The organism is Mesorhizobium sp. B2-4-3 (genome assembly GCF_006442815.1).
Taxonomy (GTDB): domain Bacteria; phylum Pseudomonadota; class Alphaproteobacteria; order Rhizobiales; family Rhizobiaceae; genus Mesorhizobium.
In genome coordinates, this window is record NZ_VFVL01000002.1 from 33,232 (window position 1) to 54,854 (window position 21,623).

Genomic DNA, 21,623 nt, shown 5'->3' on the forward strand with positions numbered 1-21,623 from the left:
GGTTTTCGCATGCGCGGAGAGGAAAGGAATTGATCCAGATCAAGTCGCCGGCATTCGTGCCGCGCTATGAGGCGGTATCCAGAAAGGATGCTCCCATGTCCGACTTTCTACTCGTCGACCTGTCGCGACTGCAATTCGCGCTGACGGCGCTCTACCATTTCCTGTTTGTGCCTTTGACGCTCGGCCTCTCCATCCTGATCGCCATGATGGAGACCGTCTATGTGATGACCCGCCGAACCATCTGGCGCGATATGACGAAGTTCTGGGGCGTGCTGTTCGGCATCAACTTCGCCCTCGGCGTCGCCACCGGCATCACCATGGAGTTCCAGTTCGGCATGAACTGGGCCTATTACTCGCACTATGTCGGCGACGTGTTCGGGGCGCCTCTCGCCATCGAGGGGCTGATGGCCTTCTTCCTCGAAGCCACTTTCGTCGGGCTGTTCTTCTTCGGCTGGGACCGGCTGTCGCCGCGCGCGCATATGATCGTGACCTGGCTGATGGCGCTCGGCACCAACTTTTCGGCGCTGTGGATCCTGATCGCCAATGGCTGGATGCAGAACCCGGTCGGCTCGGCCTTCAACCCGGACACGCTGCGCATGGAAGTCACCGACTTCGTGGCGGTGATCTTCAACCCGGTGGCGCAGGCGAAGTTCGTCCACACCGTCTCCGCCGGCTATGTCTGCGCCGCCACTTTCGTGCTCGGCGTATCGGCCTGGTATCTGCTGAGGGGGCGCCACGTCGAGCTCGCCAAGCGCTCCTTCGTGATCGCATCGGCCTTCGGCGTGGCATCGGCACTGTCCGTGATCGTGCTCGGCGACGAGAGCGGTTACGCGCTGACCGACAACCAGAAAATGAAGCTCGCGGCTATCGAGGCCATGTGGGAGACCGAGCCGGCGCCTGCGTCGTTCACGGCGTTCGGCATTCCGAGCCAGAGCGATCGCCAAACGCATTACGCCATCCACATTCCATGGGTGATGGGCATCATCGGCACGCGCTCGTTCGACAAGCAGATCGCCGGCATCGACGAACTCGTCGCCCACGCGGAAGCCCGCATCCGCAACGGCATCGTCGCCTATGACGCGCTGGAGAAGATCAAGGCGGACCGCAACGACACCGCTGCCCGCGCAGTCTTCGATGCCAGCTCCAAGGATCTCGGCCACGCGCTGCTGCTCAAGCGCTACCTGCCCGATCCGCGGCAGGCGAGCGAGCAGCAGATCAAGGACGCGGCCTGGTCGACGGTGCCTTACGTGCCGCTGCTCTTCTTCGGCTTCCGCCTGATGGTGGCCTGCGGCTTCGCGCTGCTGGCGCTGTTCGCGGTGTCGCTGTGGCATACGACGCGCGAGACCGAAGCGCCGCGGTGGCTGTTCCGCGCCGCGCTCATCGCCATGCCGTTGCCCTGGATCGCCATCGAGGTCGGCTGGTTCGTGGCCGAGTTCGGCCGCCAGCCCTGGATCATCGACGGCGTGCTGCCGACCTTCCTGGCCACGTCGGAGCTCGGGGTGAGCGACCTCCTGCTCACCATCGCCGGCTTCACGCTCGTCTACGGCGTGCTGGCGGTCATCGAGGTCAGGCTGATGCTGGCCGCCATCCGCAAGGGGCCGGAGATCGCGAAGGTCATCGACGACCTGCGCCCGAATGCCGACCCCGCAATGCAACCGGCAGAGTGAAAGGATCACGACGATGATCGAATTTCTCTTCGACTATGAAACGCTGCGCGTGATCTGGTGGATACTGCTCGGCGTGCTTCTGATCGGCTTCGCCGCGACCGACGGGTTCGACATGGGCGTCGGCGCGCTGCTGCCTTTCGTCGCCAAGACGGACGCCGAGCGGCGCGTGGCGATCAACACCATCGGCCCGGTCTGGGAAGGCAACCAGGTGTGGTTCATCCTGGGCGGCGGCGCCATCTTCGCCGCATGGCCGGCGCTCTATGCGATGAGCTTCTCCGGTTTCTACCTCGCCATGTTCCTGGTGCTTTTGGCGCTGATCATGCGCCCGGTGGCCTTCAAGTACCGCTCGAAGCGGCCGGATCCTGCCTGGCGCACGCGCTGGGACTGGGCATTGTTCGTGGGCAGCGCGGTGCCGGCGCTGATTTTCGGCGTCGCCGTCGGCAACACGCTCAAGGGCGTGCCGTTCCACTTCACGCCCGACCTGCGGCCGATCTATGAAGGCAGCCTCTTCGGGCTGCTCAATCCGCTGGCGCTCTATTGCGGCCTGGTCTCGCTCGCCATGCTGGTGACGCATGGCGCGGCCTGGCTGACGTTCAAGGCGGAGGGCAGCGTCGCCGACCGCGCCCGCGCTGTCGGCGCGCGCTCGGCAATCGTCACGGCGGTGCTCTTTGCCGGCGGCAGCGTGCTGGTCTCGCTCGGCCTGCTCGGCGGCTACCGCGTGACGTCGCCGATCGTCTGGGATGGGCCGTCCAATCCGCTCGTCAAGACGGTGGTGGCGGACGGCGGCGCCTGGCTGGCGAACTTCCATGCTCATCCGCTGCTCTGGATCGTGCCTGGGCTCGGCGTCGCAGCACCTTTGCTTGCCGCCGCCGGTTTCCAGGCGCGGCTCGAGGGGTGGACGTTCATCGCCTCGAAGCTCGGCGTGGCGATGATCATCGCGACGGTAGGATTGGCAATGTTCCCGATCCTGCTGCCGTCGAGCAGCAACCCCGGTCACTCGCTCGCGGTTTTCGACGCCTCGTCGAGCCGCGCCACGCTGCGCAACATGCTGATCGCCACGGCGATCTTCATGCCGCTGATCCTGGCCTATACTGCCTGGGTCTACAGCGTGCTGTGGGGCAAGGTCGGCGAGAAGAGCATCGAGAAGGCGGGATCGTCCGCCTACTGATCCAAAAGGAGTTTCTGACCATGTGGTATTTTTCCTGGATCCTCGGCCTTGGGCTGGCCGCCTCCGTCGGCATCCTCAACGCGCTCTGGTACGAGCTGCGCACCGTCCGCGAAGAGCCTGTCGAGGACACCGTCGCCTTGCCCACGCCTTGAGCCGAGCAGGGCAGAGGAGCGATCATGACGGGTGAAAGGCCGGAGCCGCTGCGCAACCCGGCGGATATGAGGCGGGCGCATGTGCAGAAACTCGCGCTCTGTCACATACTCGAAGGTATCGCCGACGATTTGCCGTCGCGCGTCGACCGGCTCCAGTGCCTGGCGGTGGCCGCCGACCTCTTGCCGTTGCTGCGTGAATGCCATCGCTTCGAGGAGGAGGTCGTGTTCCCCGCCTTTGCGCGGCAGACCGGCGAGGAAGACACCGTCGCGCGGCTGAAGCTCGAACATCTCGAAGACGAAAGCGCGGCGGCCGATCTCAGCGAGGCGTTGCTGGCCCACGGCCACGGGCGGCCGATCGAGAATCCCGAGGCGTTCGGCTACATGCTGCGCGCGTTTTTCGAATCGATGCGTCGCCACATCGCCTTCGAACGCGACCATGTGCTGCCCGAGATTCTCGGCCGTCGGTAAAGGGATGCGGGTCAGTCACCGGCCCGCGCGGCCAGGCGCGCCATGTCGTCGACAATGACGTGGCGGTTGTTCTCGACGCGGATAATTTTCTCGCCGCGCAGCCGGGTGACCTGCCGGCTCACCGTTTCCACGGTGAGCCCCAGGAAATCCGCGATCTCCGCCCGCGACAGCGGCAGGTCGAAAGCCGCGCCGCGGCCTTCCAGGCCGACTGCGGGATCGATGTTGCGCGCGATCATCAAAAGAAAGCTCGCGATCTTCTCGGCGGCCGTCTTGCGGCCAAGCGCCACCATCCAGTCGCGCGCCTGGTCGAGCTCGCGCAGCTTCTGTTCGAGCAGCCGATGCTCGAGGTTGGGCTGTTCCTTCATCATGCGCTCCAGCGCCTGGCGCGGGAACGAGCACAATTCGACATTGGTCGCGGCCTCGGCGGTGAGCGTGCTCTCGCTCTGGAAGGGCCTGCCGAGGAAATCGGGAGCGAATTGCAGTCCGACGATCTGCTGGCGGCCGTCGGAAAGCGTCTTGGTCAATTTCACGACGCCCGAAAGCACATTCGAGAAACGCTCGACGCTCCTGGAATCGCCCACCAGCTCCTTGCCGGCCTCGGCCTTGTGCCGCTTCGTCGATTTGGCGAGCACCTGGAGCTGCTCGGCGTTGAGCGCTCCGCATATGCCGCGATGCCGCGCCTCGCATGAAGCGCAGAGCACCGGGACGCCTGTCGTGTGAATATCCTCGCGCACGATGGAACACCTATAGTGTTCCCGGCCCTTGGCGGCAACGCAGGGGGTGGGCGCGATAGCGTCGCAGGTCATGCCTTGAGGGCGGTTGCAATCCATTCCGGTCGATTGCCGCATTGCACAATCCCGCCCGGCCTGCACAATAGGCGCATGTCCGCCGGTTCGTTGACCATCCTTGTTATCGACGAGAACCGCATCCGTGCCTCGATCATCGAGGCCGGACTGCGGGATGCCGGCCATCGCCATGTCACGGTGATCCATGATGTGGCCGGCATCGCCCGGCGCATCGCCGAGATCGAGCCGGACGTCATCGTCATCGACCTCGAAAACCCCAACCGCGACATGCTGGAGAACATGTTCCAGCTTTCGCGCGCGGTGAAGCGGCCGATCGCCATGTTCGTCGACCGCTCGGATCAGGCTTCGATCGAAGCGGCCGTCGACGCCGGCGTGTCGGCCTATGTGGTCGACGGGCTGAAAAAAGAACGCATCAAGCCGATCCTCGACATGGCGATCAGCCGCTTCAACGCCTTCTCGCGCATGGCGCGTGAACTGGAGGAAGCGCGCAGCGAGCTGGAGAACCGCAAGGTCATCGACCGCGCCAAGGGCATATTGATGAAGTCGCGGGGCCTAAGCGAGGAGGCGGCTTATGCGCTCTTACGCAAGACCGCGATGAACCAGAATCGCAAGATCGCCGACATCGCCCAGAGCCTGGTGACGGCTGCGGGCTTGCTGGGGCCTCTGGAGGGCGAATGAGCATGTCGGTCGCGCATCAGATCACCGCCGGCTTCATGCCGCTTTTCGACAGCGCCGTCCTGGTCGCAGCCGGCGAGATGGGCTTTGCCGCGCGCGAGGGCATCGAGCTCAAGCTGCATCGCGAGACCTCCTGGGCCAACATCCGCGACCGCATCGCCATCGGCCATTTCGACGTCGCGCATATGCTGGGGCCGATGCCGCTCGCCTGCAGCCTTGGCCTCACGCCGCTTGCCTCGGAGACCATCGTGCCGTTCTCGCTCGGCCTAGGCGGCAACTGCGTCACGGTTTCCAATGCGGTGTGGCAAGGCATGGCGGCGCATGGCGCCGCACCTGACCTCGATCCCGCCCGCGCCGGGGCGGCGCTCGGCGCGCTGATCCGCGAGCGGACGGGCGCCGTTCGCGAACCGCTGCGTTTTGCCGTCGTGCATCCGCATTCCGGGCACAATTATGAGCTGCGCTACTGGCTCGCCGCCTGCGGCGTCGATCCCGACCGCGATATCGAGATCGTCATCGTGCCGCCGCCCTTCATGGCAGACGCATTGGCCGCCGGCCGGATCGACGGCTACTGCGTCGGCGAACCCTGGAACAGCGCCGCCGTCGCGGCAGGCACCGGCCGCATCGTCACCGTCAAGGCGCTGCTGTGGCGCAACAGCCCGGAAAAGGTGATCGGGGTGCGCAAGATGTGGGCCGAAGAGAACCCGGACGCGCTGGCGGCGCTGCTGAGGGCGCTGCATCATTCCGCCCGCTGGTGTCAGGATCCGGCGAACCGCGGCGAACTGGCCGCGCTGATGGCCAGGCCCGCCTTCCTCGGCCAGCCGGAGGCGATCCAGATGCCGGTCCTGACCGGCCAGCTTCAACTCGGTGGCGGGGTGGAGCGGCGTGTCGAGGATTTCTTCCTGCCCTTCGACAAGGCGGCGAATTTCCCCTGGAAGAGCCATGCGCTGTGGTTCTACACGCAGATGGTGCGCTGGGGCCAGTTGCCGCATACGCCGCAAAATCTTGCCATCGCCCGCGACTGCTATCGGCCCGACCTCTACCGCTCGGCGCTGAAGCCGCTCGGTGTGGCGCTGCCCGGCGCCAATGCCAAGGTCGAGGGCGCATTGAAGGTCGCGACGCCGGTCGGGTCCGCAGGGGCGAGCCTCGTGCTTGGTCCTGATGGATTCTTCGACGGCCAGATCTTCGACCCGGACCGGATTGACGCCTATATCGACGGCCAGCGGCGCGCCTGATCATTTGCGCGCCATTCTTGTGCATTGCACAAAATTTATGCGCAATGCCTGCGCCATTGATCAATGTTTGACCTCGCTCCCGATCGGCCCAACCAGCGCCTGATTCGCGGATCGCCTTGATTTTCCTTGAATTTCTCTTTCGACGCAAAACTGGCACGCTTCGTGCTTTGGAATAACCAAGCCCCTCGCGGGCAATAGAACAGGCGTCCAATGGCGGGCGCCCCAGGCAAAGCTGCCGCTCAGGTCGATACGCGATCCCGGATGTACGGACGCGCGAGGCCTGGACGGCGGCTTTTTTCGTTTTTGGAGACCCGACCACGCAAATCGATGGTGCCGATCCAGCCGGCGCCGAGCGGAGACGACGATGACGAAACGGATCGCAAGAACAATGCTCAAGGATTTCACCCGTCGCGATTTCCTGGTGAGCAGCGCGCTGACCGCGGCGCTCTTCACGGCCGCGCTCCTGCTGTTTCCCGCCAATCACGAAACCGAAGGCAAAAGCCCGCAAGTGATCGCGCAAGTCCCGGGCTCGCCCCGCTGATACCGCGCCTCTGATCGACACAACATGAGCGGCGCCTCCCACGCCGCAAACCGGAGCCCAAGATGACCGCAAATCTCCCAGCCGCGCCCAGCCAGGACAGTGCTTCCCGGCAGGCGCTCGTGATGTCCACCATCGCCTTCACCGTGTGCTTTGCGGTGTGGACGATCTTTTCCATCATCGGCGTGCGCATCAAGCAGGAGCTTGGGCTCAACGAGACCGAGTTCGGCCTGCTCGTCGGCACGCCGATCCTGACGGGCTCGCTCGTGCGCATGGTGCTCGGCGTCTGGACCGACCGCTATGGCGGCCGCCTGGTCTACACGGCGACCATGCTCGCCGCGGCAATCGCGACCTTCCTGCTCGCTTTCGCGCACACCTACGGTCAGATGCTACTGGCGGCGCTCGGCGTCGGGCTCGCCGGCGGCTCCTTCGCCGTCGGCGTCGCCTATGTCTCGCGCTTCTTCCCGGCCGGAAAACAAGGCACGGCGCTCGGCATCTTCGGTGTCGGCAATGTCGGCGCCGCGGTCACCAAGTTCCTGGCGCCGTTCGTGCTGTTGTCCTGGGGCTGGCAATCGGTGGCGCTGATCTGGGCGGCGGCGCTGGTGGTCATGGCCGTCGTCTTCTGGTTCACCACCGACGACGATCCGGTCATCCGCGAGCGCCGCGCCGGCAAGGCGGCGCCGGTACGAAGCTTCTGGCAGGAATTCGCGCCGCTGAAGAACCTGCGGGTCTGGCGCTTCGCCTTCTACTACTTCTTCGCCTTCGGCGCGTTCGTGGCGCTGTCGCTCTGGCTGCCGCGCTACCTGATCGGCGTCTACGGCTTCGGCATCGCTACCGCCGGCATGATCGGCGCCGCCTATTCGATCCCCGCCAGCATCTTCCGCGCCTATGGCGGCGTGCTTTCCGACCGCATCGGCGCCCGCACCGTGCTCTACTGGACCTTCAGCGTCTGTGCCGTCGCGACACTCGTTCTGTCTCTCCCCTCGGCAGACTATGTCGTGCGCGGCATCAGCGGGCCGATCCCGTTCCACTTCGAGATCGGCCCGCTCGCCTTCATCGGCGTCGCCTGCGTGCTCGGCTTCTTCATGAGCCTCGGCAAGGCGGCCGTCTACAAGCACATCCCCGTCTATTATCCGCAGAGCGTCGGCGCGGTCGGCGGCGTCGTCGGCATGATCGGCGGGCTCGGCGGCTTCATCCTGCCGATCGCCTTCGGCGCGCTGAACGACCTCACCGGGGTGTGGTCGAGCTGCTTCATGCTGCTCTTCGTCATCGTCGTCTCCTGCATGGTCTGGATGCACGTCACCATCCGCCGGATGGGGCGCGCCGCCGTCGACAACGCCTCCCTTTCCTATGCCGCCGAATAGATCGGAGCAGAGCGACATGAGCGAAAAACTCGTCATCATCGGCAATGGCATGGCGCCGGGCAGGATGCTCGAGCACCTGCTGGAGGCCGCGCCCGACCGTTACGCCGTCACCATCTTCAACGCCGAGCCGCGCGTGAACTACGACCGCATCATGCTCTCGCCGGTGCTTTCGGGCGAGAAGGCGTTCGAGGAGATCGTCATCCATGGCGACGGCTGGTACATCAAGCACGGCATCACCCTCTACAAGGGCCACCGGATCGTCGCCATCGACAGGGAGGCCAAGACCGTCACCTCGGACCACGGCGTCACCGAGAGCTATGACAGGCTGGTCATTGCTACCGGCTCGGTTCCCTTCATCATTCCGGTTCCGGGCAAGGAATTGCCCGGCGTGCTCAGCTATCGCGATCTCGACGACGTCAACGCCATGCTGCTTGCCGCGCAGTCGCGCGCCAAGGCGGTCGTCATCGGCGGCGGCCTGCTCGGTCTCGAAGCCGCGGCCGGCTTGAAGGAGCGCGGCATGGACGTCACCGTGCTGCATGTCATGCCGACGCTGATGGAGCGCCAGCTCGACCCGGCCGCCGGCTATCTGCTGCAGAAGGCCGTCGAGGCGCGCGGCATCAAGGTCGTGACCAAGGCCAACACCAAGGCCATTCTCGGCAACGGCAAGGTCGAGGGTGTCGAGCTCATGGACGGCACGGTCATTCCGGCGACGCTGGTCGTGATGGCGGTCGGCATCCGGCCCAGCACCACGCTCGCCAAGGAGGCCGGGCTCGAGGTCAATCGCGGCATCGTCGTCGACGACCGCATGCGGACTTCCGATCCCGCCATCATGGCGCTCGGCGAATGCGCCGAGGTCGGTGGCCACGTCTACGGACTGGTCGCGCCTCTCTACGAGATGGCACGGGTGGCGGCAGCCAAACTGACGGACAGTGAGGACAGGCGCTTCGTCCATTCCGACACGCCGACCAAGCTCAAGGTCACCGGCATCGACCTCTATTCGCTTGGCGACTTCGCCGACGGCGATGACCGCGAGGAGATCATCCTGCGCGACGCGTCGGCCGGCGTCTACAAGCGCGTCGTGCTGCAGGACAACCGCATCATCGGCACCGTGTTGTTCGGCGAGACGGGCGACGGCGCCTGGTTCAACGACCTCAAGAAGAAGGCGACCGATATCTCTGAGATGCGCGACACGCTGATCTTCGGCCAAGCGTTCCAGGGGGGCGCTTCCTCGGACCCTTTGGCGGCCGTTGCGGCACTGGCGGATGATGCGGAAATCTGCGGCTGCAACGGCGTCTGCAAGGGCAAGATCACCGGCGCGATCACCGGCAAGGGGCTGACCGGCCTCGACGACGTGCGCGCCCACACCAAGGCCTCGGCCTCCTGCGGCTCATGCACGGGTCTCGTCGAGCAGCTGCTGAAGCTCACGCTGGGCGAGGCCTACAATCCGGCGGCGGTGCAGCCCATGTGCGGCTGCACGAGCCTCGGCCATGACGACGTGCGGCGCATGATCAAGGCAAAGGGCCTGAAGACGATCCCCGCCGTCATGCAGGAGCTCGAATGGAAGACCTCCTGTGGCTGCGCCAAGTGCCGGCCGGCGCTCAACTACTATCTCGTCTGCGACTGGCCGGACCAATATGCCGACGACTACCAGTCGCGTTTCATCAACGAACGCGTGCACGCCAACATCCAGAAGGATGGCACCTATTCGGTGGTGCCGCGCATGTGGGGCGGGGTGACCAGCGCCGGCGAATTGCGCGCCATCGCCGACGTGGTCGACAAGTTCGATATTCCGATGGTCAAGGTGACGGGCGGCCAGCGCATTGACATGCTTGGCATCCGCAAGGAAGACCTGCCGGCGGTCTGGGCCGATCTCGGCAAGGCGGGCTTCGTCTCCGGCCATGCCTATGCCAAGGGCCTGCGCACGGTGAAGACCTGCGTCGGCTCGGACTGGTGCCGCTTCGGCACGCAGGATTCGACCGGCCTCGGCATCCGTATCGAGAAGTTCATGTGGGGCTCCTGGACGCCGGCCAAGGTGAAGATGGCGGTATCGGGGTGCCCGCGCAACTGCGCGGAGGCGACCTGCAAGGATGTCGGCGTGGTCTGCGTCGACTCTGGCTACGAGATCCATTTCGCCGGGGCCGCCGGCCTCGACATCAAGGGCACGGAAGTGCTGGGTCTCGTGAAGACCGAGGACGAGGCGCTGGAGGTAATCGTGGCTCTCGTCCAGATGTACCGCGAGCAGGCCCGTTATCTGGAGCGCATCTACAAATGGGCCAAGCGCATCGGCACGGCCGAGATCAAGAAGCAGATCCTGGACGATGCCGAGCGCCGCAGGACGCTCTTCGACCGCTTCGTCCTCAGCCAAAAATTCGCGCAGGTAGACCCGTGGTCGGAGCGCGTCTCCGGCAAGGACAAGCACGAGTTCCGGCCGATGGCGTCGGTCGGGTTCGCGGAGGCGGCGGAGTGACCAATATGAACTGGACCGCCATCGGCTCGATCGCCGACATACCGCTGCGTGGCGCGCGTTGCGTTGCGACACCGCAAGGCAAGATCGCCGTCTTCCGCACGGCGGACGACCAGGTCTTCGCCATCGACGACCACTGCCCGCACAAGGGCGGACCGCTCAGCCAGGGCATCGTCCATGGCGCGGCGGTGACTTGCCCGCTGCACAATTGGGTGATCTCGCTGGAGACCGGCAAGGCGCTCGGCGCCGACGAGGGCGCGGTGAGGACGATCCCGGTCAGGATAGAGGGCGAACGGCTGTTCATCGCGCTCGAAGCGCTGGCCTCGAAAGCGGCTTGAGGCATGCAAGAAGCACGCGAGGTGAGGACCGCCTGTCCCTATTGCGGGGTCGGATGCGGCGTGCTGGCCGAGGTCGCCGCGGACGGCACGACTGCCGTTCGCGGCGACCCCGATCATCCAGCCAATTTCGGCAAGCTCTGCTCGAAGGGTTCGGCTCTCGGCGAGACGCTCGGCCTCGAAGGCCGTTTGCTGCGGCCGGAAATCCGCGGCAAGCCGGCGAGCTGGGACGAAGCGCTCGACCTCGTCGCCGGAGAATTCTCGCGGGCGATCGCCGAGCATGGACCGGACTCTGTCGCCTTCTACGTCTCCGGTCAGTTGCTCACCGAGGATTATTACGTCGCCAACAAGCTGATGAAGGGCTTCATCGGCTCCGGCAACATCGACACCAACTCGCGGCTCTGCATGGCATCGTCCGTCGCCGGCCACCGCCGCGCTTTCGGCGAGGACATCGTTCCCGGCGCCTATGAGGATTTCGAGTGCGCCGATCTCATCGTGCTCACCGGCTCCAACACCGCATGGTGCCATCCGGTGCTCTACCAGCGCATGCTGGCGGCGCGAAGGGAGCGGGGGACCAGGATCGTCGTCATCGATCCGCGCCGCACCGCCACGGCCGACGAGTGCGACCTGCATCTGGCGCTCGATCCGGGCACGGATGTGCTGTTGTTCAACGGGTTGCTCGCGCATCTCGCGCAAGCCGCAAAGATCGATGCCGGTTTCATCCGCAACCATACGTCGGGCTTCGATGCGGCAGCTTCGCTCGCCGGCGCCGACGCGCCGTCTATCGCGCGCGTCGCGAAAGGCTGCGGATTGGCGGTCGCCGATGTCCAGGCCTTCTACGATCTCTTCGCCGAGACCGGGCGGACGGTCACCGTGTACAGCCAGGGTGTCAACCAGTCGGCGCATGGGACCGACAAGGTCAACGCCATCATCAACTGTCATCTCGCCACTGGCCGCATCGGCAAGCCAGGCACGGGGCCGTTCTCGGTCACCGGTCAGCCGAATGCCATGGGCGGCCGCGAGGTGGGCGGCCTGGCCAATCAGCTTGCGGCGCATATGGACTTCGCGGACGAGGCCAATGTCGACCGGGTCTCGCGCTTCTGGAAGGCGCCAAGCGTCGCGCGGCGCGGCGGCCTGAAGGCGGTGGATATGTTCCAGGCGGTCGCCGACGGCCGTATCAAGGCGCTCTGGGTGATAGGCACCAATCCGGCGGTCTCGATGCCCGATGCTTCGCGCGTGCGCAGCGCTTTGTCCAAATGCGATTTCGTCGTTGTCTCGGATGTCACCCGTACCGACACCACGCGCTATGCCGACGTGCTGCTGCCAGCTGCCGCCTGGGGCGAGAAGGACGGCACGGTTACCAATTCGGAACGGCGCCTCTCGCGTCAGCGGTCGTTCCTGCCGCCGCCGGGCGAGGCGAGAGCCGACTGGCGCATCATCTGTGATGTCGCCGCCCGCATGGGCTTTGGCGATGCCTTCGCCCACCAGGCGCCGGCCGACATCTTCCGCGAGCACGCCGCGCTCTCGGCTTTCGAGAACAGCGGCGAGCGCCTGTTCGATCTCGGCGGCATGGCTGACCTCAGCGACACGGACTATGCCGCCTTCGCGCCGCGTCATTGGCCCGCATCGGAGCCAGGCGAGCAGCAGATACGATTGTTCGGCAACGGCCGTTTCCCGACGCCCGACGGCCGCGCGCGTTTCGTGCCGGTGCGGCAGGAGGCGACGGCCTTCACCGTCGATGCCGACTATCCGCTGGCCCTGAACACCGGCCGGCTGCGCGACCAGTGGCACACCATGACGCGCACCGGGACCGTGCCGCGTTTGATGGCGAACGCGCCGGAGCCCGCGGTCGATCTCCATCCAGCGGATGCGGCCGCGCACCGTCTCAAGGACGGCGACCTCGCTCTGCTTTCGACGCGCTTCGGCTTCGTCCGTGCACGGGTGCGGGTGTCGGAAGCACAGCGACGCGGCCAAGCCTTCATGCCCATGCATTGGAGTGGCCATTTCGCGGCGAAGGCCGCGGCCGGTCTGTTGTCCTCGCCGATCACCGATCCGCATTCCGGCCAACCTGAGCTCAAGCATGTTCCGGTCAGGATCGTGCGTGAGAACACCGGCTGGGCCGGCGTGCTCATCACACGCCGCGATCTCAGGCCAACGGGTTTCGTCCATTGGAGCCGGCAGGCGGTCGAAGGCGGCTGGGTCTACGATCTGACCGGAACCGAGCCGCCGGATCAGGGCATTCTCCTGGCGCGCAAGCTGCTCGGGGCCCAGCGACGGGATCATCTCCTGGAATACACCGATCGTCGCGGGCTCGCCTATCGCGCGGCGGCCATCGACGATGGCGGCGCCATGGCCGAAGCCTTGCTGGTCGCCGCCCCGGATCAGCTGCCGATGCGGGACTGGCTGGTGTCGCTGCTCGCCACGCGCCAGAAGCTGTCAGCGACCGATCGCCATGCGCTTTTGTCGGGACGCTCGCCCGTGCCCATGCCCGCCATCGGGCGCGTCGTGTGCGCGTGCTTCCATGTCGGCGTCAATCAGCTTGCTTCGGCGGTCGCTTCGGGATGCGACAGCCTCGAAGCGATCGGCTCGACATTGCGGGCCGGCACCAATTGCGGCTCATGCCGCTCCGAGATCAGCGCGATCATCGACTCGCGCCGTGTGCAGGCTGCCGAGTAACCCATGCGTGTCGCCGTCGCCGGCCTCGAAATGTTCTACCTAGACCTTTGCTCCCGCGTCTTCCTGTACTGGTCCCGCATAAGGCCACAGCGCGGTTTTGGCTCAGGCGCCCGCGATCGCCAAGAGCCAGGCCAGAATGTTGAGCAACAGAAAGAGCAGCGCGATCTGCAACGCCACCCGCAGGCGCTGGATAATTCGCCAGTTGGCGGCCATGTCCGCCTTGATGCGTAGAGCAAGGGCGCGGTGCATCGCCGACATCGATGCCGGCCCGTCGCCATCGACATATTGATGCAGCAGTTCTTCCGGATCGAAGCGGAATGAGTATTGGTGATAAGGCCAAAGCATGAAGACGATAAGCCCGCCGATGCTGAACAGCAGGGACACCGCAATCCATTCCCAAAGCCCAAGCCCGTCGGAAAGGGCCGCGCCGCCGAGCAGCGAGTTCGCGAATGCCGTGGCGAAGATCAGGCTCCCGGCGCGGGTGCTCATATTCTCCACCACGGTCTGCTGATGGGTGAGACCTCTCACCGCCTCCTGATAGATGAACGCGAGACGCGGGTCATCATCGGCAGGACTGTTTGCAGTAACAACACGCGAACGCTCGGCCATAGGGGGTGCCTCTCGACGCGACGGGGATGAGCCGCCTTAAAGCGCGTCACCCGAAAACCGATTCGGGCGACGCACTTTAAATCCCTATTTTATGCATGTCGTTGCCGCAAAACCGCTGCGCACTTTTGCGCGACATGCCTTAGCTCAAATACTACCGATCCTCGACGATCCTCAAATACGCCGCCGTCACGAACAGCACGATGAGGCCGAAGAGGATGCGGCGGCCGCCTTCGGGCATCTGCAGGATGGTGAGCAGTGTCGTCAGCACGGTCAGGATCAGCGCGCCGATGATGGTGCCGGTGTAGCCGCCGCGGCCGCCGAAGATCGAGGTGCCGCCGATGACGGCGGCAGCCACCGAAGGCAGCACCAGCGGCTCGGCGAGCGACAGCGAGGGCGCTTTGATCAGGCCGATATAGAGCAGGCCGGTGATGCCGGCGAGCAGGCTGGAGAGGACGTAGAGCGCCGTGATCACCTGCCAGTAGCGTACCCCGGACAGGCGCGCGGCGCGTTCATTGTCGCCGACGGCGTAAAGCAGGCGGCCGAAGCCGGTGCGGTTCAGCATGAAGACGATCAGCACCGCCACCGGCACGAACAGGAGGAGCGCGTTCGGAAAGCCATAGGTGACGCCGGTGCCCAGCCAGTTGAGGAAATCGGGAATCCTGGCGCCGGACGCGATGACGGTGCGCTGGTAGACCTGCAGGAAGCCGGTGCCGATCAGGCTGGTGCCCAATGTCATGATCAGCGGATGCACGCGGAACACGCCGACGCCGATGCCGTTGACGAGGCCGATCAGCACGGCGGGCATCATGGCCAGCAGGAAAGCCACCGTCGGATCCTGGTTGACGATCTGCGTCGCCATGATGAAGGCGCTCATCGTCGCCACGGTGCCGACCGAAAGGTCGATGCCGCCGGTCAGCATCGTCATGGTCTGGCAGCCGGCGAGGATGGCAAGCGGGATGGCGAACTTCGCCGTGTTGGCGAGCCAACGCTCGTTGACGATGCCGGGGCGCAGGACCTGCAGGATCGCCACGAGGATGATCAGCAGGATGATCAGCGGGATCAGCGGCCGGTCCGCCATGAAGCGCCTCAGGCGGCGGCCGAACGAGACAAGCTGGGGCATGGTCGCGGTGTCGGTCATGACGTTGCTCCCACCGGACGGCCGCGGATGGTGATGAAGGCGCCGAACATCACGACCGCAACCATGATCGCGCCTTCGATGATCGCGGTGACGTTCGGATCGATGGCCAGAAGCGTCAGGTCGGTGCGCACCAGCCTTAGCACGAAGACGGCGATGATCGGCCCGAGCAGGCCGCCCTTGCCGCCGCCGAGCGCGACGCCGCCCAGCACCACCGCGGCGACACTGGCGAGCAGATAAGGCCCGGGGATGGGCGCGCCGATGCCGGTGCTGATGGTGAGAGACAATCCGCCCATCGCCGCGAACAGGCCGGAGAGCGCATAGGCGACGATCCTGGTGCGCGCCACCGGCACGCCGCTGCGGAAGGCGGCGAGCTCGTTGCTGCCGATGGCGTAGATGGAGAGGCCGAGGCGTGAGCGCCTAAGCGGAATCCACACGATGCAGAGGCAGACGACGAGCAGCACCAGCGCCTTCGGAACCCAGGCGTCAGCCCAATCCGGCAGGCCGGGGATCGGCACGGTGCCGATGACGCTTGCCTTCAGCCATTCGGCGGCGGCGCCGCCGGGGGCGCCCAGCACAAGCAGCGCCGCGCCCTGGAGCACGAACAGCATGGCCAAAGTGACGACGATGTCGGGCACCCGGGTGACGACGATGAGGACGCCGTTCAGCGCGCCGAGCACCAGTCCCATGGCCAGCACGAAGGGCACGACGAACAGGGCATATTCCTCGCTGGCGCCGTCCATCATCGAGGCGGCGGTAACGCTGGTCAGCGCCATCATGGCGGCGACCGACAGGTCGATGCCGCCGGCGATGACGACGACGGTCTGGGCCGCGACGGCAAAGGCGTAAGGCAGAACCGCGCGCGCCAGCGAACCGAAGTCGCCGCTGCCATAGCCCGGCTGGATCAGCTTGGTGACGACGAAGAGGAAGATCAGCAGGGCGAACAGGCCTGCGACCCAACCCTGGTTGCGGAGAAAGCGGCTCATGACGCGGCCTCCGCGCTGGAACCGGGTTTGACTTCGGCAAGGATGCCGACATCCGCCTTGGCGCCGCGCGGCAGGCCGTAGGCTGCGCGCATCAATGCCGCTTCATCGGCTTCTTCGACCGGGAAAGTGTCGACGACGCGGCCGCCGAAGATGACGATGACGCGGTCGCAGACACGCTGCACCTCTTCCATTTCGGATGTGTAGAACAGCACCGACTTGTTTTGGCTGGCGAGCTCGCGCAGCAGCTTGTAGATTTCCTGCTTGGTGCCGACATCGATGCCGCGCGTCGGGTCGAAGCACAGGATGGTGCGGGCACCGGCTGCAATCCAGCGGGCGATCGTCACCTTCTGCTGGTTGCCGCCGGAAAGGCGCTGCACCTCGCCCTGCGCGCGTGTGTCGATCTGCAGCCGGGCGATGGCGCTGGAAACCACCATTTGCTCGCGGCGCATGCGGATAGGGCCCCATTTGCGCAGCGCGGCGCTGAAGGGCAGGGCGATGTTCTCGCGCACCGAGCGTTGCATGGCCAAGGCCTCGGCTCGGTCGCCCGGCACATAGGCGATGCCGGCCTGGATGGCGTCGCTCGGATGCGAGAATTTCACCGGCGCGCCGTCGACGTCGATGGTGCCGCCGGTCGGACGGATCGAGCCGGCAAGCGCTGCGAAGAGCTCGTCCTGGCCCTGGCCCTCGAGCGCAAACACGCCGGCGACCTCGCCATTGGCGAGATCGAAGGAGACGTCGTTGAGCTTGGTGCCGAGCTGCAGGTTGCGGACCGACAATCGCGGGCGGCCGCCGTCGGCAACCGCCAGATCATTTGCCGCGCGCGCGGTGACGCGTGTCTTCTCGATGCGGGTGCCGAGCATCATCTCGACTATTCTTTCCTCGACGCCGGGCTCGATGTCGACGACACCGACCGTTGCGCCGTCGCGCAGCACGGTGGCGCGGTCGCAAAGCGCGGAGATCTCGACGAAACGGTGCGAGATGAAGATGACGGAGCGGCCGGCGTCACCCTGGCGGCGCACGACTTCCAGCACCTTCTCGGCAAGGTTCGCGGGCAGAGCCGCGGTCATCTCGTCGAGCAGAAGCACGTCGGGTTCGACGGCAAGCGCGCGCGCCAGGTCGAGCACGCGCAGGATGGCCAAGGGGATATGGCGGGCCGTCTCGCGGATATCGAGGTCGGGAATGCCGAGCTCGCGCACCCAGGCGCGGAACGGCTCGACCGGCGTGCCGGTCAGCCGCAAATTGGACAGGACATCGAGATCGGGGATCAGCGCCGGTTCCTGGTAGACCGGCAGCAGTCCGGCGCGGCGGGCGTCGGCGGGCGAGCGGATATCGAGCTGCTGGCCGCGGATCAGGATGCGCCCCGCGTCCGCCTTGATCGCCCCCGTCAGGATCTTCACCAATGTGGACTTGCCGGCGCCGTTGGCGCCCATCAGCGCATGCACCTCGCCCGGCAATACGGACAGCGAGGCAGTGCGCAGCGCGGCAACCGCACCGTAGTTCTTCGTCACGCCGGTGGCGTCGAGGAGAGGGCTTTGCGGCAACGGGTTTGTTGTCAAATGGTGTGGTTCTCGTTCCAGAAACTAATGCAGGCGGTGGCTGACTTCTACTTCTCCCCTTGTGGGAGAAGGTGTCGCCGAAGGCGACGGATGAGGGGTGTTCCAGCGGAGTGAGACGTTGGCGTTCCCTGGAACACCCCTCATCCGTCTCGGCGCTATGCGCCGATCCACCTTCTCCCACAAGGGGAGAAGGCAGAAGGCGTCTCGTTTCTTACTCGCCCGGGCCCTTGCAGGCGACGATCTGCTCCTTGGTGTAGGTCGTCCAGTCCGGGATCGAGATCGAGACCGGCCATTCGGGGCTGAGCGAGGGATCGACGACGCTCTTCAGCTTGGCCTTGCCTTCGTCGGTGGCGTTTTCCCAGAGCTGCGGCTCGACCAGCACGGTCTGCTGCGCCGGCTTCTTGCCGTCGAGGATCTGGAGCGCCAGCGTCACGCCGGCGCCGCCGATCGAGCCGGGATTGGTGACCGCAGCGCCGACCAGGCCCTTGACCGAGCTGAGCTGGCCGACGAAGCCGGCATTGTCGGCGCCTACCACAGGCACCATCGGCGCCTGCTGCTCGACCAGCGCGTCGACGATCACGTTGTCGATGCCGGAGGTCCAGATGCCGTTGATCGGGGTGCCGGTGGCGAGGAAGGACAGGATCTGCTGCTTGGCCTGATCCTGCTGCCAGCCGGTGAAGACTTCCTGCGCGACCTTCACGTCGGGGAATTCGGCGAGCGCCTTCTTGAAGCCTTTGTCGCGATCCGAGTCGGCCGAAGCGCCGGCGGCGCCGCGCATGTAGAGCACCTCGCCCTTGCCGCCCATCTGCTGGAACAGCCACTTGGCGCCGAGATAGGCATATTGTTCCTGGTTGTTGGAGATGATGTAGGCGGACGGCTCGGTCACCGCCTGGTCGACGGCGACGACGACGATGCCGGCCTTGGTGGCTTCCTCGAGGCCGGCCTTGATGCCGGCAGGATCGGCCGGATTGACGACGATGGCGTCGACCTTGGCGCTGATCAGGTTGCGGATGTCCTCGAGCTGGCCGGCGGCGTCGGTGTTGCGATGGGCGATGTTGAGTTTCGCCACCTCGCCGGAAGCAAGCGCCTGCGCCTTCATCGCGCAGATCATCTCCTCGCGCCAGCCATTGCCCTGCACGGTGTTGGAAATGCCGATCGTGTACTTGCCGGCGGCGGCCGAGGCGCCCACCGAGGCAAGCAAGGCGGCGCCGGCAAGAAGCGAGGCCACGGTCAGATGTCTTTTCATTTCAGTACTCCTCCACATTGATCTTTTCAGTTCGATTTTTTCGTTCAGTTCCTGGGCGCCGATGCGGTCGGCGCCAAGCTCTTCCTCATTTGATGAAGGGGCGCAGCACGTCGCGGGCAAGCAGGAAGCCGCGCTTGACCTTTTCATCCGTCCCCTCGAAGCGCCGGTCCTCATGCTCGATGACGACCGGCCCGTCATATCCGGCCCGGTAGAGGCCCGAAAAAATCCTGCTCCAGTCGATGTCCCCAAGCCCCGGCATGCGCGGCACCTGCCAGCCTATGCCAGCCGAAAGGATTCCGCGCTCGTACAAACCATCATGATCAATCATCAGATCCTTGGCGTGCACATGCAGCATGTTTGCGCCGAACTCGCGGATGAAGCGCTCCTTGTCGATCATCTGCCAGACGAGATGCGAGGGGTCGAAGTTCATGCCGACATCGCCGCTCCAGGCTTCGAGGATGCGGCGCCAGACATAGGGCGAATAGGCGATGTTGTGCCCGCCCGGCCATTCGTCATAGCTGAAGATCATCGGGCAGTTCTCGAAGGCGAGTTTTACACCGTGCTCGCGGGCGTGGGCGACGATCGCCGGCCAGACTTTTTGCGCATCCTCCCAGTTGGCGTCGACGTTCTTCGAAGCGTCACCGCCGCAGAAGGTGTTGACGAGCGGCACGCCCATGCGGCTCGCGAGCACGATTACTTTCTTCAGATGGTCGATCACCGCTTCGCGATGCGCCCGGTCGGGATGGAGCGGATTGGGATAGAAACCGAGGCCGGAGATGGTCAGACCTTTGCCGGCAAGCTCGGCGGCGATGTCCTTGGCCTGTGCGGCCGGGATGTCCACGTCGATATGGCTGGTGCCGGCATAGCGGCGGCTGGCGCCCGACGTTTTGGGCCAGCAGGCGATTTCCAGCGCCTCGAAGCAGGCCGAGCGCGCCCAGTCGGCGACCTCGCCGAGCGGCGTGTCGGGGAATGGTGCTGTCAGCAGTCCAAGCTTCATGTTCCCTCCGGTAGCTAACTATGCAGATCGCGCCGGCTGCTTCAACGGCGCATCGGTTGGCCCAGCGCAGACCTGTCCGACAAAGCCCATCGGATCGCCCGAAAGCAAACCATCGAGCCCGGCGATGATATGCGCCCGGAATGTCGCGTTGGCGGCCAAGGCCGGGTCGAAGATAGCGTCGATGGCTAGGATCGAATCGACGAGCGCCTTGCTGTCCGCACCGATGCGGTCGGCGATCGCCGCAATTTTCTCGGCAAAGGGGTCGGACACCTGCCAGGCGCGGCCGAAGCGCGCGGACGCCTTGATCAGATAGGCCATCCAGCCGGCGACCGGGACCGACAGCAGCGCAATGCTCTCGCCCTTTGCCAGGCGGTCGCGGATCGGGTTGAGCAGGCGCTGCACGATCTTCTGCGAGCCGTCGGTGGCGATCTGGTGGTTGCGATGGCGGATCGCCGTGTTGGTGAGGCGCGAAAGGCTCTGCTCGACATAGGTTGTTGGCGCTATGCCGGGCACGGGCATCAGTGTCGGCAGAGTTTCCTCGCTCAGCATGTGGCGGACGAAACCTGCCAGAAGCGGGTCGGCGATGGCCTCGAACGTGTGCTCGAAGCCGCCCAAAACGCCGAGATAGCTGAGCGTCGTCTGGGCGCCGTTCAGCACGCGCATCTTGAGATGCTCGAACGGTGTGACATCGTCGGCGAAGGTCGCGCCGACGCGGTCCCAGCGCGGCACGCGTCCGGCGAAGCGGTTCTCGATCACCCATTGGCGGAAGCGCTCGCCCACCACCACGGCGTCGTCACGATAGCCGAAGCGCTGCTCGACGGTGCCGATATCGGCCTCGGTCGTCGCCGGCGCGATGCGATCGACCATGGCCGAGGGGAAAGCGACATTGGCTTCGATCCAGTCCGCCAGCATCTCGCCGCGCCGCTCGGCGAAGGTACGCACGACGTTGCCGAGGATAATGCCGTTGGTTGGGATGTTGTCGCAAGACAGCAGCGTCACCGGCCGGCCATGCGTGGCCATGCGCAGCTCCAGCGCCCTTGCCAGGATGCCTGGCACGCTGCGCGGCGTCTCGGGGCTGGCGAGATCGTGCGCGATGTCGGGATGGTCGAGGTCGAGCACGCCGCTCGACGGGATGTGGCAATAGCCTTTCTCGGTCACGGTCATGGTGACCATCTCGATGCCAGGCGAGGCGAGCACATCCAGCGCCGGCGCAGCACTTTGCTGGCTGTCGACGACGCGCACGATGCTGCCGATGACGCGCGCTTCGACCTCGTCGTTATGACGGATCAGCCGCGTGTAGAGGCCGTCCTGCCGGCCGAGCGTGTCGGCCAGCAGGGGAGGGCGGATATTGATGCCGACCAGTCCCCAGTGGTGGAAATCCTTCGCCAGCAGATCGTCGGTGTATTCGGCCTGATGGCAACGGTGGAAAGCGCCGACACCGATATGGGCGATCCCAGGCTTCAGCGTAGCGCGATCGTAAGCCGGCTTGCGGACCTCGGACGGCAAGCGGCCGAGCAGGGCAGGGCTAAGGCTTTCGGGCGGTGACACG

General features: G+C 65.5%; 19 protein-coding genes. 11 read left to right on the forward strand and 8 right to left on the reverse strand.

From position 1 onward, the window contains the following. Positions 1-95 precede the first annotated feature (95 nt). Genes FJ956_RS02495 through FJ956_RS02510 form a run of 4 tightly spaced genes read left to right on the forward strand, consistent with a single transcriptional unit; the run spans position 96 to position 3,455 of the window. Positions 96-1,667, forward strand: a complete 1,572-nt coding sequence (locus FJ956_RS02495) for a cytochrome ubiquinol oxidase subunit I (protein ID WP_140673485.1) — start codon at positions 96-98, stop codon at positions 1,665-1,667. A gap of 13 nt (positions 1,668-1,680) precedes the next feature. Further along, positions 1,681-2,835: a cytochrome d ubiquinol oxidase subunit II gene (cydB, locus tag FJ956_RS02500; RefSeq protein WP_140673487.1), complete on the forward strand. Its 1,155-nt coding sequence runs from the start codon at positions 1,681-1,683 to the stop codon at positions 2,833-2,835. A gap of 20 nt (positions 2,836-2,855) precedes the next feature. Then, the gene (gene cydX, locus FJ956_RS02505) at positions 2,856-2,987 is read left to right on the forward strand and encodes a cytochrome bd-I oxidase subunit CydX (protein WP_135858807.1); all 132 of its coding nucleotides are present in this window, start codon (positions 2,856-2,858) and stop codon (positions 2,985-2,987) included. A 24-nt stretch (positions 2,988-3,011) separates the two neighbouring features. Beyond that, entirely contained in the window at positions 3,012-3,455 is a 444-nt protein-coding gene (locus FJ956_RS02510) for a hemerythrin domain-containing protein (RefSeq protein WP_246671978.1), read from the forward strand. An 11-nt stretch (positions 3,456-3,466) separates the two neighbouring features. Here FJ956_RS02510 and FJ956_RS02515 read toward each other — a convergent pair whose 3' ends face one another. Next, positions 3,467-4,189 (reverse strand): Crp/Fnr family transcriptional regulator, encoded by a 723-nt coding sequence (locus FJ956_RS02515; RefSeq protein ID WP_348641035.1) that lies wholly within the window; start codon positions 4,187-4,189, stop codon positions 3,467-3,469. A 147-nt stretch (positions 4,190-4,336) separates the two neighbouring features. Between FJ956_RS02515 and FJ956_RS02520 the strand changes: the two genes are divergently transcribed. From FJ956_RS02520 to FJ956_RS02550, 7 genes are all read left to right on the forward strand, one after another. Further along, entirely contained in the window at positions 4,337-4,939 is a 603-nt protein-coding gene (locus tag FJ956_RS02520) for an ANTAR domain-containing response regulator (protein WP_140651304.1), read from the forward strand. Between the two features lie 2 nt (positions 4,940-4,941). Then, complete coding sequence (locus FJ956_RS02525; protein ID WP_181170102.1) at positions 4,942-6,168, forward strand: CmpA/NrtA family ABC transporter substrate-binding protein; 1,227 nt, start codon at positions 4,942-4,944, stop codon at positions 6,166-6,168. Between the two features lie 388 nt (positions 6,169-6,556). Next, entirely contained in the window at positions 6,557-6,709 is a 153-nt protein-coding gene (locus FJ956_RS02530) for a twin-arginine translocation signal domain-containing protein (protein ID WP_246671979.1), read from the forward strand. 62 nt (positions 6,710-6,771) lie between these two features. After that, the gene (locus FJ956_RS02535; protein WP_140673492.1) at positions 6,772-8,070 is read left to right on the forward strand and encodes a nitrate/nitrite transporter; all 1,299 of its coding nucleotides are present in this window, start codon (positions 6,772-6,774) and stop codon (positions 8,068-8,070) included. Positions 8,071-8,086: 16 nt separating this feature from the next. Continuing rightward, a complete protein-coding gene (nirB, locus tag FJ956_RS02540) occupies positions 8,087-10,537 on the forward strand; it encodes a nitrite reductase large subunit NirB (protein WP_140673494.1) in 2,451 nt (816 codons plus the stop codon). 5 nt (positions 10,538-10,542) lie between these two features. Next, a complete protein-coding gene (nirD, locus tag FJ956_RS02545; RefSeq protein WP_140673496.1) occupies positions 10,543-10,872 on the forward strand; it encodes a nitrite reductase small subunit NirD in 330 nt (109 codons plus the stop codon). A gap of 3 nt (positions 10,873-10,875) precedes the next feature. Continuing rightward, positions 10,876-13,545: a nitrate reductase gene (locus FJ956_RS02550; protein WP_140673498.1), complete on the forward strand. Its 2,670-nt coding sequence runs from the start codon at positions 10,876-10,878 to the stop codon at positions 13,543-13,545. A 102-nt stretch (positions 13,546-13,647) separates the two neighbouring features. Here the strand turns inward: FJ956_RS02550 and FJ956_RS02555 are convergent, their stop codons facing one another. The 7 genes from FJ956_RS02555 to FJ956_RS02585 form a co-directional block, all read right to left on the reverse strand. Further along, positions 13,648-14,154, reverse strand: coding sequence for a hypothetical protein (locus FJ956_RS02555; protein WP_181170095.1), 507 nt, complete (start codon positions 14,152-14,154; stop codon positions 13,648-13,650). A gap of 151 nt (positions 14,155-14,305) precedes the next feature. Next, positions 14,306-15,292, reverse strand: a complete 987-nt coding sequence (locus tag FJ956_RS02560; RefSeq protein WP_140673500.1) for an ABC transporter permease — start codon at positions 15,290-15,292, stop codon at positions 14,306-14,308. Next, positions 15,289-16,275 carry an ABC transporter permease gene (locus FJ956_RS02565; protein WP_140673502.1) on the reverse strand — a complete coding sequence of 329 codons (987 nt, stop codon included), beginning with the start codon at positions 16,273-16,275 and terminating at the stop codon, positions 15,289-15,291. The genes FJ956_RS02560 and FJ956_RS02565 overlap by 4 nt, the downstream gene beginning before the upstream one ends. After that, the gene (locus tag FJ956_RS02570) at positions 16,272-17,816 is read right to left on the reverse strand and encodes a sugar ABC transporter ATP-binding protein (protein WP_140673834.1); all 1,545 of its coding nucleotides are present in this window, start codon (positions 17,814-17,816) and stop codon (positions 16,272-16,274) included. Before FJ956_RS02570 ends, FJ956_RS02565 begins: the two co-directional genes overlap by 4 nt. A 226-nt stretch (positions 17,817-18,042) precedes the next feature. After that, entirely contained in the window at positions 18,043-19,077 is a 1,035-nt protein-coding gene (locus tag FJ956_RS02575; RefSeq protein WP_140673504.1) for an ABC transporter substrate-binding protein, read from the reverse strand. An 85-nt stretch (positions 19,078-19,162) separates the two neighbouring features. Beyond that, positions 19,163-20,074, reverse strand: coding sequence for a sugar phosphate isomerase/epimerase (locus FJ956_RS02580; protein ID WP_140673506.1), 912 nt, complete (start codon positions 20,072-20,074; stop codon positions 19,163-19,165). A gap of 18 nt (positions 20,075-20,092) precedes the next feature. Further along, positions 20,093-21,622 carry a mannitol dehydrogenase family protein gene (locus FJ956_RS02585; protein ID WP_246671989.1) on the reverse strand — a complete coding sequence of 510 codons (1,530 nt, stop codon included), beginning with the start codon at positions 21,620-21,622 and terminating at the stop codon, positions 20,093-20,095. Between the last annotated feature and the right edge of the window lies 1 nt (position 21,623).

Bases quoted from the DNA above. Each gene is read 5' to 3' on its own strand.
- FJ956_RS02495 (WP_140673485.1), top strand. From the start codon at position 96: ATGTCCGACTTTCTACTCGTCGACCTGTCGCGACTGCAATTCGCGCTG.
- cydB (WP_140673487.1), top strand. From the start codon at position 1,681: ATGATCGAATTTCTCTTCGACTATGAAACGCTGCGCGTGATCTGGTGG.
- cydX (WP_135858807.1), top strand. From the start codon at position 2,856: ATGTGGTATTTTTCCTGGATCCTCGGCCTTGGGCTGGCCGCCTCCGTC.
- FJ956_RS02510 (WP_246671978.1), top strand. From the start codon at position 3,012: ATGACGGGTGAAAGGCCGGAGCCGCTGCGCAACCCGGCGGATATGAGG.
- FJ956_RS02520 (WP_140651304.1), top strand. From the start codon at position 4,337: ATGTCCGCCGGTTCGTTGACCATCCTTGTTATCGACGAGAACCGCATC.
- FJ956_RS02525 (WP_181170102.1), top strand. From the start codon at position 4,942: ATGTCGGTCGCGCATCAGATCACCGCCGGCTTCATGCCGCTTTTCGAC.
- FJ956_RS02530 (WP_246671979.1), top strand. From the start codon at position 6,557: ATGCTCAAGGATTTCACCCGTCGCGATTTCCTGGTGAGCAGCGCGCTG.
- FJ956_RS02535 (WP_140673492.1), top strand. From the start codon at position 6,772: ATGACCGCAAATCTCCCAGCCGCGCCCAGCCAGGACAGTGCTTCCCGG.
- nirB (WP_140673494.1), top strand. From the start codon at position 8,087: ATGAGCGAAAAACTCGTCATCATCGGCAATGGCATGGCGCCGGGCAGG.
- nirD (WP_140673496.1), top strand. From the start codon at position 10,543: ATGAACTGGACCGCCATCGGCTCGATCGCCGACATACCGCTGCGTGGC.
- FJ956_RS02550 (WP_140673498.1), top strand. From the start codon at position 10,876: ATGCAAGAAGCACGCGAGGTGAGGACCGCCTGTCCCTATTGCGGGGTC.
- FJ956_RS02555 (WP_181170095.1), bottom strand. From the start codon at position 14,154: ATGGCCGAGCGTTCGCGTGTTGTTACTGCAAACAGTCCTGCCGATGAT.
- FJ956_RS02560 (WP_140673500.1), bottom strand. From the start codon at position 15,292: ATGACCGACACCGCGACCATGCCCCAGCTTGTCTCGTTCGGCCGCCGC.
- FJ956_RS02565 (WP_140673502.1), bottom strand. From the start codon at position 16,275: ATGAGCCGCTTTCTCCGCAACCAGGGTTGGGTCGCAGGCCTGTTCGCC.
- FJ956_RS02575 (WP_140673504.1), bottom strand. From the start codon at position 19,077: ATGAAAAGACATCTGACCGTGGCCTCGCTTCTTGCCGGCGCCGCCTTG.
- FJ956_RS02580 (WP_140673506.1), bottom strand. From the start codon at position 20,074: ATGAAGCTTGGACTGCTGACAGCACCATTCCCCGACACGCCGCTCGGC.